The sequence below is a fragment of the Rhizobium sp. BT03 genome, from assembly GCF_030053155.1.
Lineage (GTDB): Bacteria > Pseudomonadota > Alphaproteobacteria > Rhizobiales > Rhizobiaceae > Rhizobium.
Genome location: NZ_CP125644.1, coordinates 277476 through 292493, shown reverse-complemented (window position 1 = coordinate 292493; position 15018 = coordinate 277476). Strand labels below are relative to the sequence as shown.

At 62.6% G+C, this 15018-nt stretch carries 13 protein-coding genes; 7 read left to right on the top strand and 6 right to left on the bottom strand.

Features of this window, described 5'->3' with window-relative positions; translation table 11 throughout:
• Together QMO80_RS30920 and QMO80_RS30915 are read right to left on the bottom strand one after the other, a co-directional pair.
• Positions 1-585, bottom strand: coding sequence for a cysteine hydrolase family protein (locus QMO80_RS30920; RefSeq protein WP_283201367.1), 585 nt, complete (start codon positions 583-585; stop codon positions 1-3).
• Positions 586-662: 77 nt separating this feature from the next.
• Positions 663-3056: a bifunctional diguanylate cyclase/phosphodiesterase gene (locus QMO80_RS30915; RefSeq protein WP_283201543.1), complete on the bottom strand. Its 2394-nt coding sequence runs from the start codon at positions 3054-3056 to the stop codon at positions 663-665.
• Positions 3057-3160: 104 nt separating this feature from the next.
• Here QMO80_RS30915 and QMO80_RS30910 point away from each other — a divergent pair, with 104 nt between their 5' ends.
• A complete protein-coding gene (locus QMO80_RS30910; protein ID WP_283201366.1) occupies positions 3161-3967 on the top strand; it encodes a transporter substrate-binding domain-containing protein in 807 nt (268 codons plus the stop codon).
• An 89-nt stretch (positions 3968-4056) separates the two neighbouring features.
• On the opposite strand, the gene fdhA is transcribed toward QMO80_RS30910, so the two are convergent.
• Together fdhA and QMO80_RS30900 are read right to left on the bottom strand one after the other, a co-directional pair.
• Positions 4057-5247: a formaldehyde dehydrogenase, glutathione-independent gene (gene fdhA / locus QMO80_RS30905; protein ID WP_283201365.1), complete on the bottom strand. Its 1191-nt coding sequence runs from the start codon at positions 5245-5247 to the stop codon at positions 4057-4059.
• A gap of 195 nt (positions 5248-5442) precedes the next feature.
• Positions 5443-5625: a hypothetical protein gene (locus QMO80_RS30900; RefSeq protein WP_283201364.1), complete on the bottom strand. Its 183-nt coding sequence runs from the start codon at positions 5623-5625 to the stop codon at positions 5443-5445.
• Positions 5626-5915: 290 nt separating this feature from the next.
• Here QMO80_RS30900 and QMO80_RS30895 point away from each other — a divergent pair, with 290 nt between their 5' ends.
• Positions 5916-6350, top strand: a complete 435-nt coding sequence (locus QMO80_RS30895) for a hypothetical protein (protein ID WP_283201363.1) — start codon at positions 5916-5918, stop codon at positions 6348-6350.
• A 66-nt stretch (positions 6351-6416) separates the two neighbouring features.
• Here QMO80_RS30895 and QMO80_RS30890 read toward each other — a convergent pair whose 3' ends face one another.
• On the bottom strand, positions 6417-7322 hold the full coding sequence (locus QMO80_RS30890) for a DMT family transporter (RefSeq protein ID WP_283201362.1): 906 nt from the start codon (positions 7320-7322) through the stop codon (positions 6417-6419).
• Positions 7323-7434: 112 nt separating this feature from the next.
• On the opposite strand from QMO80_RS30890, the gene QMO80_RS30885 reads away from it, so the two are divergent.
• Positions 7435-8310, top strand: a complete 876-nt coding sequence (locus tag QMO80_RS30885) for a LysR substrate-binding domain-containing protein (protein ID WP_283201542.1) — start codon at positions 7435-7437, stop codon at positions 8308-8310.
• Here the strand turns inward: QMO80_RS30885 and QMO80_RS30880 are convergent.
• Positions 8285-9385, bottom strand: a complete 1101-nt coding sequence (locus QMO80_RS30880) for a GlxA family transcriptional regulator (RefSeq protein WP_283201361.1) — start codon at positions 9383-9385, stop codon at positions 8285-8287. The two genes, QMO80_RS30885 and QMO80_RS30880, sit on opposite strands and share 26 nt — an antisense overlap.
• Here QMO80_RS30880 and QMO80_RS30875 point away from each other — a divergent pair.
• The 4 genes from QMO80_RS30875 to QMO80_RS30860 are packed head-to-tail and all read left to right on the top strand — an operon-like array spanning position 9384 to position 15014.
• Positions 9384-10286 (top strand): 3-keto-5-aminohexanoate cleavage protein, encoded by a 903-nt coding sequence (locus tag QMO80_RS30875; RefSeq protein WP_283201360.1) that lies wholly within the window; start codon positions 9384-9386, stop codon positions 10284-10286. The two genes, QMO80_RS30880 and QMO80_RS30875, sit on opposite strands and share 2 nt — an antisense overlap.
• Before the next feature lie 7 nt (positions 10287-10293).
• Positions 10294-11784, top strand: a complete 1491-nt coding sequence (locus tag QMO80_RS30870; RefSeq protein ID WP_283201359.1) for a carnitine 3-dehydrogenase — start codon at positions 10294-10296, stop codon at positions 11782-11784.
• A gap of 10 nt (positions 11785-11794) precedes the next feature.
• Positions 11795-12955 (top strand): acyl-CoA dehydrogenase family protein, encoded by a 1161-nt coding sequence (locus tag QMO80_RS30865; RefSeq protein ID WP_283201358.1) that lies wholly within the window; start codon positions 11795-11797, stop codon positions 12953-12955.
• A 4-nt stretch (positions 12956-12959) separates the two neighbouring features.
• A complete protein-coding gene (locus QMO80_RS30860; protein WP_283201357.1) occupies positions 12960-15014 on the top strand; it encodes an acetate--CoA ligase family protein in 2055 nt (684 codons plus the stop codon).
• Positions 15015-15018 lie beyond the last annotated feature (4 nt).

Sequence of the window (15018 nt, the reverse complement as noted above, 5' to 3'; positions counted from 1 at the left end):
TCAGCCAGCGCCCCGCAAAAATTCCTCAGTCTCCATCAGTTCGAGCTGCACCGAAAACCGATCGTGCAGAAGCTCCAGCGAAGCGTCATAGGTGTCGTCGGCGCTGCTGCAGACGGCGTCCTTCAGCACGATCACACGATAGCCGAGATCGATGGCGCCAAGTGTCGTGGCAAGCACGCAGACATCGGTTTCGCCGCCTGTTATCACCAGCGTATCGACCCGCTCCGACTGAAGGATCGGATGGAGGCGGCCGTCGATCCAGGGCGAATAGGTGCGTTTGTCGAAGTGCCTTGCCGGCGGAACCAGAGAGGCCAGCGATGCGGCCAGATCGACGAGGTCGGGCGGAAGATGCTCGCCGGTCATCATCCACCATTTCCGGTAATAATCCCGCCATTTCCCCGGCATCTCGTCGGCATGATCGGGCGGCAGGAAGCGGGTAAAGATCGTTCGGGACGGGTGCCGTCCGGCGAGTTCCTCGATCTGCGGCGAGACCCGCGCCATCCAGGGAACATGCCACGGCGTGTCTTCGGCAAACATCCGCTGCATGTCGACGCAAAGGTGCCGCCACTCGCCGATCTCGCCCATCACATCCTCCGTTCTCCGGGCTTCAACCATCGCCTGCGGCGAAAGTTCCCTTGGCTGGCGGATGATCGGAAGCCTTTTCAGGCGACGGCGTCTGGAGCGATCGTCAGCAATCCGGCGGCGGTCTCAGGTTTGCGGAAACAGTCGAGTTCGCGAAGCGGAACCGGTTTGGAGAAGAAATAGCCCTGGAGGTCGGTGCAGCCGAGGGCGGCCAGAAAGTCGCGTTGATATTCGGTTTCAACCCCTTCCGCCGTCGTCGAGATGCCGAGGTTGCGACTGAGCGCGACGATGGCGCCGATGATCGCTGCCCCGTTGGCCTTTGTGCCGAGCAGCGAGACGAAGGATCGATCGATCTTGATGCGGTCGATGTCGAAGCGCATCAGGTGGCTGAGGCATGAAAAGCCGGTTCCGAAATCATCGAGCGAAATCTGGATACCCCGGCTGCGCAGCGACTTCAGCACCGAATAGATGTCGGAGTTGTCTTCGATCAGCGAGGATTCGGTGAGCTCGAGTTCAAGCCGGGAGGGCGGCAGCCCGCTCTCCTGAAGTACGGAGAAGACTTCCTCGGCGAAATTCGGCCGCCGCAACTGGGCGGGAGACACATTGACGGCAACAAACGTATCGTCGGGCCATTTGCAGGCGGCTCGGCAGGCTTCGCGCAACACCCAGAAACCGAGAGCGTCGATGAGGCCGCCCTCCTCGGCGACAGGGATGAAGCTTGCCGGCGTCAACAGACCGCGCTGGCTGTGACGCCAGCGCACCAGCGCCTCCGCGCCAGAGGCCGAATATCCGCCCTCGGCGCGGTGCACCGTCTGGTAATAGACCTCCAGCGATCCGAAGTCCGGCCTATTTGCAACGAGATCCGGGTGTGGACCAACTGATGAGGAGGCCGTGCCCTTGGCCAGAACTTCGCGCAATTCGTTCTTGAGAATGTCGCGCGCGTTTCTGCCGCCGTCCATGGACGGCGAATAGACGCGCCATTGACCTCTCCCGCCCATCTTTGCCTCGTAGAGCGCGACGTCGGCATAGCGCATGATGTCGTCGGCATTCCGGCCGGCATCCGGCACGACGGTCACGCCGATCGAGCCGCCGACGCGGGCGACCGCCTCGCCGCGCAAAAGCGGGAAGGGCTTGCCAAGTTCGGCAACGATCGCTTCGCAGATTGCCGGCAAAACTTGATCATAATCTTTGATGTCCCGGAGAAGCAGCGCAAATTCGTCGCCTCCGAGACGGGCAAGGGTGTCGCCTGGACGCAGTATGGAGCGGATCCGCTCCGCAGCCAGCCTGATGAGTTCATCGCCGGCCGCATGGCCGAACGTGTCGTTCACGGCTTTGAAGCGGTCGAGGTCGAGAAGCGCGACGGCCGAGCGTTCGGTCGAATTCCGGGTCTCGGCCAGGCACTCGTCGAACCGCATCGCGAACAAGGCGCGGTTGGGAAGGTCGGTCAGCACGTCATGCAAGGCAAGCTGGCGTGCATGCAGCTCGCTTTTCTTTAATTCGCCGAGACTGCTTCGCAGGCGCACCAGCAGAACCGAAAACAGCACCGCGATCACCAGGGCGGCAATCGAGAGCGCCGGCATCAGGCGGCCGATGACCCTCGACCCTGGAAGATCGGGCCGCCAGACGATGAAGCCGATCGGTTCGCCGTTTGCCGTCGCGTCGATCTGAAACGCGACCTCGTTCTCGTCGGCATCGGCGGTGCGCGCGAAGCGCGCGCCGTTGAGCCCCTGTTGCCGGCTCAGTTCGTCGAGCGCAGCACCATCGATAAACCGAACGACGATCAGGAATTGCCGCATCGGTTGCTGCCGTCCCTGATCGGCGTCGTTGATGGCGACGACGCCGACGATCGTCGGGCGGCCTTCCAGCCGCATCAGATTGGCCAACGCACGGTTGGAGCCGGCCGCGCTTGCAAGGCGTCTTTCCATCGAGGACGGTGTTCGTTCGGACGCCGACCCTTGTCTCACCCCAAGGCGGGCATCCTGAAGGAGAGGCAAAAACAGAGGCTTCATCCAGCGATAACGCTTTTCCGTCTGGGCGTCCGCCAGCATGAGCGGTTGGGCGTTCTCGTCGACGACGAAAGCCTGGTCGTAGCCGAAGGCCGACATTGCGGTCTGGCTGATCGCACTGCCGGCTGCTGCCGTCAGGACTGCATCGAGACTGGAGGAGGAGCCTCCGGTTGACCGGGCGGCAGGATAAACGCGCGTGAGATAGCCGTTACCGAACTGGCCGATAACATGCGCGACCTGATCGACCTGCTCCCGCAGCCGGGCATTCACGAGCTGGCGCTGGCGATCAAGGGCGGCGGCATCGCTTTCGGTTCCTGCCCACAGCGCCGATAAAACGACGAGTCCAATCGCTCCAAGCCCGCTGACGGCGATCAGAAAGAGAATTCTTCCCGAGGCGATCCAGGATTGCTGAAACGTATTGGAGCTGGAAGGAACAACGATGTGCAAGCCAAAACCCCTGAACACCACCACGCGGGCGCATGCGTCGACGCTACCAAAGAAGCGTTCACGTAGAATTAAAAGCTACGGCGCAGTATGGGCGAGATCGAACACGCCCCAAGGAGCTCCCGACGATGCTGCGCATATCCTTTCAGACTATGGTGCGCGGGGCGCTGATGGCGGGCGGGCTGGGTATCTTCTTGGCCGCGGCCTCGCCCTTCCCGGCGGCCGCGCAAGATCCGATGCCGATGCGAATTGCCGTCGAAGGCGCATTTCCGCCCTTCAACTATCTCGATGCCAACAACAAGCTTCAGGGTTTCGATATCGATATCGCCAATGCGCTTTGCGAAGTCGGCAAGTTCGAATGCCAGTTCATCATGGAGAAATGGGACGATATCATCCCCAATCTCGTTGCCGATAAATACGACGCGATCATCTCGTCCATGTCGATGAGCCTCGAGCGGCGGCAAAAGGTTGCCTTTACGGAGAAATACTACAACAGCCCGTCGGTGTTCATAGCCCGGAAAGATTCGCCGATCAGCGATATCAGTCCCGCTGGCCTCAGCGGCAAAATCCTCGGGGTGACGTCGTCGACGGCGCAGGAATCCTACGCCAACCATCTCTATCCGGAGATGAAGAAGAAGGTCTTCCGGTCTTCGCCTGAATTGTACAAGGGATTGTCGGACGGCAGCGTCGATATCATCCTGGAGGACAAACTCGCCATTTACGACTGGATCGCCAATACGAAGGCGGGAACCTGCTGCGAGTTCAAAGGACCGGATCTGGTCGACGTCACATATTTCGGTGAAGGTGCCGGCATCGCGCTGCGCCTGGATGACAAGGAACGCCTTACGCGCTTGAACGACGCATTGAAGACCATCAAGGCGGACGGGACCTATGACATGATCAACGCAAAATATTTCCCGTTCAGCATCGAGTAGTTTTGCCGACAGATTCTTTCGAAAATGCTGCAGCGCCGCGCGTCTGAAAAGATGCGCGGCGCTGCAAGTTTGGTCTTCAGTCCTTGGCGTTAGGCGGCTTTCGCTACCTCGCCGTGCGGATCGAGGACGAATTTCGTCGCCGCTCCGTGGTCGAAGCTTTCATAGCCTGCGGCCGCTTCGTCGAGCGGGATGACCTTGGCGTTGACGATATCGGCAATCGGCAGCCGGTCGTGCAGGATCGCCTGCATCAGTTGACGATTGTACTTGAGCACCGGCGTCTGGCCGGTGTGGAAGGACTGCGCCTTGGCCCAGCCGAGGCCGAAGCGGAGCGACAGATTGCCGTGTTTGGCGGCGTTGTCGACGGCACCAGGATCCTCGGTGACGTAAAGGCCGGGAATGCCGATCGAACCTGCGGCGCGGGTGATCTCCATCATCTGATTGAGCACGATCGCCGGCTGTTCGCCGCCCGAATGGCCGCGCGCTTCGAAGCCGACCGCGTCGATGGCGCTGTCCACTTCGTTGCTGCCGACGACTTGGGCGATCATGTCGCCGAGACGGTCGCTCTTGGAGAGATCGATCGGTTCGAAGCCGACTTTTGCCGCATGCGCCAGGCGGTCCTTGTTGAAGTCACCGATCATGACGACAGCGGCGCCGAGGATGCGTGCCGAAGCCGCAGCCGCAAGGCCGACGGGACCGGCGCCTGCGACGTAGACGGTCGATCCGACCCCGACGCCGGCGCGCACCGCGCCATGGAAGCCGGTGGGCAGAATGTCGGAGAGCATGGTGAGATCGCGGATCTTCGCCATCGCCTTGTCCCGATCGGGGATTTTGAGCAGGTTGAAATCGGCATAGGGAATGGTGACGTAGCGCGCCTGTCCGCCGATCCAGCCGCCCATGTCGACATAGCCGTAAGCGCCGCCGGCGCGAGCCGGGTTCACCGTCAGGCAGACGCCGGTATCCTGGGACTTGCAGCAGCGGCAACGGCCGCAGGCGACATTGAACGGCACCGAGACGATATCGCCGATGTCGAGCATCTCGACGTCGACGCCTTTCTCGATGACCTCGCCGGTGATTTCATGACCGAGGACCAGGCCCGGCATTGCGGTCGTGCGGCCGCGGACCATGTGCTGGTCGGAGCCGCAGATATTGGTCGAGATCACCTTCAGGATGACGCCGTGCTCGATGCGGCGGCCGTCGGGTGCTTCCAGCTTCGGGTCGTCGATGTCGCGAACTTCGACCTTGCCCGGCCTCAAATAAACGACGCCTCTATTCTTGCTCATGGATTCCTCCCATTCGTTGAATGCCTCGATCTGCAACCGATGCAATCGATGGCAACTTTTCCTCCGGCCTGCCTCCTCTGCAACCCGGTATTCACAACGCCGCATCGGGCGATATTCGAATTTCGCAAATAGGCGGGGGCAGATTGGATGGAGGGGAAGAGTGGAGACGATAGGTCCGGCCTGTCGTTCCGCTCGTCATCGCCGCCGCAATCCGCCGATTTGCTGCGCAAAGAGCTGGTTTCCGGGCTCCAGAACCTCCTTTCGATTCATCTTGGAATCTTCGGTCGGCCTTCCAACGGTTCTGTCGCCAGTGACCAGCGCCTTGAACACCGTAAGAAAACCATGCCCGGCGGAAAACAGCGCCCAAAAAAACGACATGGGTGCAACTCAAAGACGACAGTCGGAAAACTCCGATAGCATGCCGCCGGCAGGTATGAGTTGATCCCCGGAATAGGGCGGTTTTCCGGATCGGTAGAGAAGATTTGATGCAGGCCTCCGATCAAATACATTGAGCAATGTAGGGTTCATGCGCCGGTTGTCGCGCCGCGATCGCATTGTTCGACCAGCGGCAGATGCCGTTTCCAATCGTGATTGGACATCGGCTGCGACCTGAGCCACGCTATTTCCGGGAGCGGACCATCTATTTTTCTCAGAGATAGGAGGCCGAAATGGAACAGTATGCACTGGAGCAGTTGAAAACGATTGCGAAGGTCAGCACGACCTGCAAGCGCCTTGAATTAACGCGGCGCGAACGGATTGAACGGTGGGCCGAAAGTCTCGAACGCAGCCCCAGACCGTTTCTCAAGACGCTTCACGAAACAGAATATCAGCCGATCGAAGATCGGATTGCCATGCGGGATGACGACACCCCGATCTCCGTCGCGTTCGCTGATCCCATTCTGCGGGCGGCAGGAATGGAAGATGATAGCTATGGAGAGGCCAAGCGATTCTTCGAGCTCAGCGACGGGCAATTGCACGAGCTTGTCTGCTTCTGTCATTTTGGTGAACGCGTCAGCGCGGCCACGGTCGCTCGCCGGGTGCGAAAGATGGCAGATCCCAAACCAAGCGGGTTTTTCGCTCAGCTCCGTGCGTTCTTCGGCTGATTGAGGCCCAGGCCACATGAAACAAGGCCACATGGAAACGACCGCCACGGCAATCGGGCGGCGTGGTTAGCCGTCGTAACTCCGCCGGCCCCTGGTGAAGTCGACCGCCGTGTGCCAGAACACCGCGCCGAGGATGATCGCGCCGCCGAAATAGGTGGCGACGGGCGGCTGTTCCGAAAACAGCAGCCAGACCCAGAAGGGCGTCAGCACGATTTCCATCGTGCCGATCAGCGCGGCTTCGGCTGGCGGCATTCGCTTCGCTCCGGCGAGGAAGAGCACCAGCGCCAGCGAGAAATTGGTGGCGCCGAAGGCGGCAAGCACGATCCAGTTGTGCAGGTCGAGCGAGCCGACCGAACCGAAGGGCGCGAAGATGACGAGCGTCAGGAAAGCGCTGACGACGGTCGGCGGCAGGCTCGGCACGCCGGGGCTGACGCGCGGAATGATGATGACGAGCGCGAAGGAGGCGGTCATGCCGAGCGCCAAGAGATCACCCCAGCCGGTGCCGCCGCCGATCGACGAGGCGACGATGACGCCGACGCCGAAGAGGGACACGGCGCCGGCAATCATCGTCCGCCTGGCGACCCTCTCTCTGAGGATGAGCCAGCCGAACAGAGCCGCGATGAAGGGCGTCGTCGCATAGATCATCGTCACATTGGCGACGGTGGTCATGTAGAGCGCCCCGATGAAACATCCCTGACTGAGGGTCTGGCATGCGATCATCGCAAGGCCGCTGGGATGGAAGACGGAACGCCATTGCCGCCGCGAGATGCCCCCTTCGAGGAAAAGGCAGGGGATCAGCAGGAACAGGCCTCCGAACAGCGACCGCCAGGCGATCGCCGTCCATACGTCGGTCGTGAGCAGCCGCGAATAAACGCCGCTCGCACTCCAGGCGAGCGTCGCGGCAACGATGAGAAGCACACCCTTCTCGTGCTCGCTGCCTGCGAGGCGCGTGGTCGGATTTTCAATGGTCACGCAGATGGTCTCAAAGAAGGAAGTCGAACGCGGTTCATTTCTGCGCCCGGAATTGACATTAGACAAACGAATAGTAGAGATGGCTATCATCGATTTTTTCTATGGCTATGTCATGCATGAACCGATCGAGAGCGACCTGCTGCGAACCTTTCTGGTTGTCGCCGAAACCTTGAATTTCTCCGCGGCTGCCCAGCGCATCGGGCGGACGCAATCGGCCGTCAGCACCCAGATCAAGAGGCTCGAGGAGGCGATCGGCGAAATGCTTTTCGAGCGCGGCGCCCGCGGCGTGCTGCTCACCCGCCAGGGCATACAGCTCGTCCCTTATGCCCGTAGAGTCATCGATCTCTTGAACGAGGCTGCCGTGACGATCCGCAGCAAACCGCTCGACGGGCCTGTGCGTATCGGAATTCCCGAGGAGTACAGCCAGACGGTGCTGCCGGCAGCGCTCGCGGCTTTCGCGGTGCGGCATCCGGCGGTCGAGGTCACGGTGTCCTGCGACTATACGGTCCGCAACCTTGCCGCCCTGGAACGGGACGAACTCGATCTCGCCGTCGTTTTCGACTGGAGCGATCAGAACAAGGGCGAGGTTCTCTGCATTGATCCGACAGTCTGGGTCACGTCGATGGTCCATCGGCTGCATGACATCGATCCGCTGCCCGTTGCGACCTATCGCAACTCCACCTGGTCACGTGATTTTGCACTCCGCTCGCTGGAGCAGATCGGCCGCAACTACCGGATCGCCTTCATCGCCGATACCGGCTCGGGGCTGAAGAATGCCGTGACCGCAGGCCTTGCCGTCACCACGCTTTCCCGCAGCAGCATCCCGCCCGGCTGCCGGGAGCTGACCGCCGAAGACGGTTTTCCGCCGGTCGATTCCTCGAAGGTCGTGCTTCGACGGAGCACCTATCGCTCCAGCGAAGCCGTCCGGGTGCTTGCCGAGATGGTGCGCGAAGCCTTCCAGCCTATGGCGGCGCCTGTGATAGGGTGATGCGGCGGCGCAGCCGCCGCCTCGTCTCCGATGGGCTCTCGGAGAAACCCGCCCGGTAGCTTCTTGCAAAGGCCGAGGCCGAATTGAAGCCGGTCGCCGCGGCGATGTCGGCAAAGGAGCCTGTCGTCTCGATCACCTTGCGGCGCGCCGCGTTCAGGCGGAGCGCGAGATAATGCACATGCGGCGGCGCGCCGATGCTCTGCTGGAAAAGATCCTGTAGATGCCGGGCGCTGATGCCCACCCTGCGGGCGAGCCGGGCCAACACCAGAGGCTGCTCGATATGCTCTTCCATCAGCCGCACCGCCTGGGTGACACGAGGATCGTGCATGCGTAGGCCTGCCGAGGCTGCGGACAGCGGTTCGTCGACATGGAAGGAAGGCTGCTCGTAACGGAACAGCCGGCTGACTTCGAGCGCCAGCGAATAACCTTGCCGCTGCCGGATCACCTCCAGCATCAGGTCGACGGTCGGCAGCGATCCTGATGTCGTCAGCCGCTTGCCGTCGATGACGAACCGGTCCTTGACGGCCCCGACCTCAGGATAGGCCAGGGCAAAATCCTCGTAATCCTCCCAGTGGACCGTCGCCCGCAGCCCGTCGAGCAGGCTTGCTTCGGCCAGCAGCCATGTGCCCGACTCGATGCCGGCAATGATCCTGCGGTAGCGGGCGGCCTGGGAAAGCTGCATCTTGAGTGCCGGCGTCGCGCTGCGGTGCCAGTTGTAACTCGCCAGCACGAAGAGCGGCTTGTCCTCGGTCGTCGCCCGGAAGATGCCCTCGGCCGGGATGGCGATGTGGCTGGTGGTCGGGACCGGCGCGCCGTCCGGCGTCAGCAGCCGCCAGCGATAGAGCTCGCTGCCGGCGATGCGGTTGGCGCCGCGCAGCGGCTCAATGACCGATGCGATCAGGATCAGGTTGGTATCCGGCAGGACGAGAAGGTCGATATCGAGCCGTTCCGTCGATCGCTGCAGCAAGGCCACCTCCCAAGGTTTCCGATAATGTATCGATGACCTCCGAAAATGCAAAGCATTGCCGCTGATCCTGTCGCGTAATGCCTGACAAGACGGGGAGAATAAAAACATGCCTCTAGCGATGAACCGCGATGTCTTCATCACCTGCGCTGTCACCGGCGCCGGCGATACGGTCTCCAAATCCAGCCACGTTCCCATCACTCCCAAGCAGATCGCGGATTCCGCGATCGACGCCGCCAAGGCTGGGGCGGCTGTTGTTCACTGCCATGTCCGTGATCCGGAAACGGGGGCCGCCAGCCGTCGCAACGATCTCTACAGGGAGGTCACCGAGCGCATCCGCTCGGCTGACATCGACGTTGTCCTCAATCTCACGGCCGGCATGGGCGGGGATCTGATCTTCGGCGATGTCGAAAGTCCCCTTCCCCTCAATCCGAGAGGCACGGATATGGCCGGCGCCAGCGAGCGCGTCAGCCATGTCGCCGAATGCCTGCCGGAGATCTGCACGCTCGACTGCGGCACGATGAACTTCAATCTCGGCGACTATGTCATGACCAATACGCCGGCGATGCTGCGGGCGATGGCGAAGAAGATGACGGATCTCGGCGTGCGGCCGGAGATCGAAGCCTTCGACACCGGCCATCTCTGGTTCGCCAAGCAGCTCGCCGAAGAGGGCCTGATCGAAGATCCGGTGCTGATTCAGCTCTGCATGGGCATTCCGTGGGGGGCGCCCGACGATCTCAACACCTTCATGGCGATGGTCAACAACGTGCCTCAGAGCTGGACCTTCTCGGCTTTTTCGATCGGCCGCAACGCCATGGCCTATCCGGCAGCCGCGGTTCTGGCCGGCGGCAATGTGCGCGTCGGCCTTGAGGACAACCTCTTCGTCGGCAAGGGCCAGCTCGCCACCAATGCGCAACTCGTCGAAAAGGCGGTGCAGGTGGTGGAAGGCATGGGGGCGCGGATCATCGGACCGGAAGATGTGCGCAAGAAGCTGAAGCTGACGAAACGCTGAGGATATCATGACCAAGATCAGCAAGGCGGCCTGTATCGGCGGCGGCGTCATCGGCGGCGGATGGATCGCCCGCTTCCTGCTCGCCGGCATCGACGTCGATGTGTTCGACCCGCATCCGGAAGCAGGCCGCATCGTCGGCGAAGTGATCGCCAATGCCGAAAAAGCTTACGCCATGCTGACCGGCGCACCGCTGCCGCCGCCAGGCAGGCTTCGCTTCTGCCCGACGCTGGCGGAAGCCGTCGCCGATGCCGACTGGATCCAGGAAAGCGTGCCGGAAAGGCTCGACCTCAAGCGCCGCGTGCTGACCGAGATCGACGCCGCGGCCCGCCCGGACGCGCTGATCGGCTCGTCCACGTCGGGCCTGCTGCCGACCGATCTGCAGCGCGACATGACGCATCCCGAACGGCTCTTCGTCGCCCATCCCTACAATCCCGTCTATCTGCTGCCGCTCGTCGAAATCGTCGGCGGCGCAAAGACCTCGGCGGCGACCATTCAGGCGGCGATGGAAAGACTGGCGCCGATCGGCATGAAGGGCGTCCACATCGCCAAGGAGATCGAGGCCTTCGTCGGCGACCGGCTGCTCGAAGCGCTCTGGCGCGAGGCTCTCTGGCTCATCCATGACGATATCTGCACCGTCGAGACGCTCGACGACGTCATCCGCTATTCCTTCGGCCTGCGCTGGGCGCAGATGGGTCTGTTCCAGACCTACCGCATCGCCGGCGGCGAGGCCGGCATGCGTCATTTCCTCGCCCAGTTCGGCCCCTGTCTTGCCTGGCCCTGGACCAAGCTTACCGATGTCGTCGATCTCGACGATGCGCTGATTGAAAAGATCGGCCGGCAATCCGACGAGCAGGCGGCCGGCTTGTCGATCCGCGAACTCGAACGCATCCGCGACGAAAATCTCGTCGGTATCCTGCAGGCGCTGAAGGGCGGTCATGGCGGCAAGGGCTGGGGCGCCGGCAAGCTGCTCAAGGACTTCGAGCAATCGCTCTGGGCGAAGGGTGGCGGCGAGACCATGACCGCCGATCCTTCGAAACCGCTGCGGCTTGTCGAAGCGAAAGTGAGTCCTGCCTGGGTCGACTATAACGGCCATATGACCGAGCACCGCTATCTGCAGGTTTTCGGCGATACGTCGGATGCGCTGCTACGCCTGATCGGCGTCGATCTCGCCTATGTCGAGGCGGGGCACAGCTACTACACGGTGGAGACCCATATCCGCCATCTCGGCGAGGCGAAACTCGGACAGGCGATCCATTCGACCTGCCGGATCCTTGATGTCGACGAGAAGCGGCTGCACGTCTTTCACACGCTGCACGATACGGCAACGGGCGAGCCCCTCGCGACCGCCGAGCAGATGCTGCTGCATGTCGACAGCAAGGCGGGTAAGGCCACCCCGGCGCCGGCCGCCGTGCTCGACAGGGTGAAGGCGATCGCGAGTGCCCATGCGGCGTTGGCGCTGCCTGAAGGCGCCGGCCGTTACGTCGGTCAGAAACGATAGGGGAATCGGCATGGATTTCGGTCTCGCCCAAGAACAGGAAATGATCGTCGAGACGGTTCGCGCCTTCGTCGAGACCGAGATCTATCCGCACGAGAACGAGGTCGAGCGGACCGGCATCGTTCCGCCGGAGCTCGGCCGCCAAATCCAACGCAAATGCATCGATCTCGGCTTCTATGCCTGCAATTTCCCCGAGGAGATCGGCGGCGCCGGCCTCGATCACCTCACCTTCACGCTGGTCGAACGGGAGCTCGGACGTGGCTCGCTCGGCCTGACTGTCTTCTTCGGCCGGCCCTCCGGCATTCTGATGGCCTGCGAGGGCGAGCAGCGCGAGCGTTACCTCCTGCCGGCAGTGCGCGGCGAGAAGATCGACGCGCTCGCCATTACCGAGCCGGACGCCGGCTCCGACATGCGCGGCATGAAGTGTGCTGCCCGCCGCGACGGCGGCGACTTCGTGCTCAACGGCACGAAACATTTCATCTCCCATGCCGATGTCGCTGATTTCGTCATCGTCTTTGCCGCGACGGGCGAAGAGGAAACGCCGAAGGGCATCAAGAAGAAGATCACCGCCTTCCTCGTCGATCGCGGCACGCCGGGCTTCGAGATCCTGAAAGGCTATGATTCCGTTTCGCACAGGGGCTACCACAATTGCACCCTGAGTTTTACCGATTGCCGGATCCCCGAAGCCCAGGTGCTGGGCGAGGTGCATCGCGGCTTCGATATCGCCAATCAGTGGCTCTACGGCACGCGATTGACCGTCGCCGCCACCTGCGTCGGCCGGGCACGCCGCGTCTTCGAGATGGCCCTGCCCTATGCCGCCGAGCGCAAGCAGTTCGGCAGGCCGATCGGCGCCAATCAGGGCGTCTCCTTCAAGCTTGCCGATATGATCACCGAGATCGACGCCGCTGATTGGCTGACGCTTGCAGCCGCCTGGCGGCTCGACGCCGGCCTTGCCGCCGACCGTCAGATCGCTTCGGCCAAGCTCTATGCCTCCGAAATGCTGGCTCGCGTGACGGATGAAGCGATCCAGATCTTCGGCGGCATGGGTCTCATGGATGACTTGCCGCTCGCCCGCTTCTGGCGCGATGCGCGCGTCGAGCGCATCTGGGATGGCACCTCGGAAATCCAGCGGCATATCATCAGCCGCGACCTGCTCCGGCCGCTGGGAGCATGAGCCGATGACATCCAGCCCGCTCGCCCGCCTGCTCAGACCGCAAACGATCGCCGTCTTCGGCGGCCGCGAGGCGCGCCGGGTGATGGAGCAATGCGACCGAATGGGCTTTGCCGGCGAGATCTGGCCTGTTCATCCAAAATTGGACGAGGTGCTCGGGCGGCCCTGTTATCGCTCCCTCACCGATCTGCCCGCCGCACCGGACGCGGCCTTTGTCGGCGTCAACCGAACGCTCACCGTCGACATCGTTCGCGGCCTTTCGCGTGCCGGTGCCGGCGGGGCGGTCTGTTATGCGTCGGGCTTCAGCGAGGCGACTGCGGAGCTTGCCGATGGCGCCGAGCTGCAGCAGGCTCTTGTCGAGGCGGCCGGCGACATGCCGATCCTCGGGCCGAATTGCTACGGGCTCATCAACAGCCTCGATGGCGCACTTCTCTGGCCCGACCAGCACGGCATGAAGCGCGTCGAACGCGGCGTCGCGATCCTTACGCAGTCATCAAATATCGCGATCAACCTGACCATGCAGACCCGCGGGCTGCCGATCGCCTATGTGGTCACGGCCGGTAACCAGGCGCAGACATCGCTTGCCGATGTCGCCTGCGCATTGATCGACGATCCGCGCGTCACGGCGGTCGGACTTCATGTCGAAGGTTTCGGCGATCTTTCTGCCGTCGAACGCCTTGCCGCCATTGCCCGCCGGTCGAAGAAGCCTGTGGTCGTGCTGAAGGTCGGCAGGTCGGAGCAGGCAAAACAGGCGGCGGTGTCGCATACCGCTTCGCTTTCGGGCAGCGATGCGGTGGCGGATGCCGTGCTTGCCCGCCTCGGCATCGGTCGTGTCCAAAGCCTGCCGGCATTGCTGGAAACCCTGAAGCTGCTGCATGTCGCCGGCCCCCTCCCAAGCCGCGCGATCTCGTCGATGAGTTGCTCCGGCGGCGAAGCTTCGCTGATGGCGGATGCCGCCGTCGGCCGCAATGTCGAATTCCCTGGGCTGCAGCCGCAGCAATTGCCGCGTCTGCGGCGGGCGCTGGGCGAGATGGTGACGCTCTCCAATCCGCTCGACTACCACACTTTCGTCTGGGGTGATTTCGTCCGCCAGACCGAAGCCTTCAGCGCCATGTTCGAAGGCGGTTATGCCCTCAATCTCGTCGTCCTCGACTTCCCGCGAGGCGACCGTTGCGATGCGTCCGAATGGGCGATGACGGCGGATGCGGTCATCACAGCTGCCTCTGCCACCGGTGCGCTGGCCGGCCTTCTCGCGACGCTTCCGGAGAATATGCCCGAACCTGTCGCCGACCGGCTGATGGCCAATGGCATCGTCGCCTTCTCGGGCATCGATGAAGCCGTCATTGCGGCTGAGGTCGCAGCCGGCATCGGCCAAGCTTGGCAAGCCCCGCCTCCCCCGCCGCTGCTCGACGTGCCGCCCTTGGACGGCGAGATCGAGACACTGACGGAAGCCGATGCGAAGACGGAGCTTGCTGCCTGCGGCCTCCCTGTTCCCTGGGGGCTGCAGGCTTTTTCTCCGCTTGAAGCCGCCGAGCGGGCCGAACGGCTCGGCTTCCCTGTCGTGCTGAAGGGGCTCGGCATTGCACACAAGACCGAAGCCGGCGCAGTGGCGCTCAACCTCAGGGATAGGCAGGCCGTCTCGAACGCGGCGGCGAAAATGGCGTCGAATGCCGGTTACCTCGTCGAGAAGATGATCGATCCGCCGGTCGCCGAGCTCATAATCGGCGCCATTCGCGACCCCGTTTTCGGATTGTCGCTCACCGTGGGAGCCGGCGGAATCTTTGTCGAATTGCTCGAGGATTCCGTCATCCTGCCGCTCCCGGCGACGAAAGCCGAGATTCAGACGGCGATTTTGCGCCTCAAACTGGCAAAATTGATCTATGGCTATCGCGGGCGACCGAAAGGCGATCTCGACGCCGCGGTCGCCGCTATCGCAGCAGCGGCAGATTATGTCGTAAAGAACGCGGCACGCCTGGAGGAACTGGACATTAATCCATTGATGGTTCTTCCCGAAGGGCGCGGTGTTGCCGCAGTCGATGCCCTCATACGACGGAGGAGGTAGCATA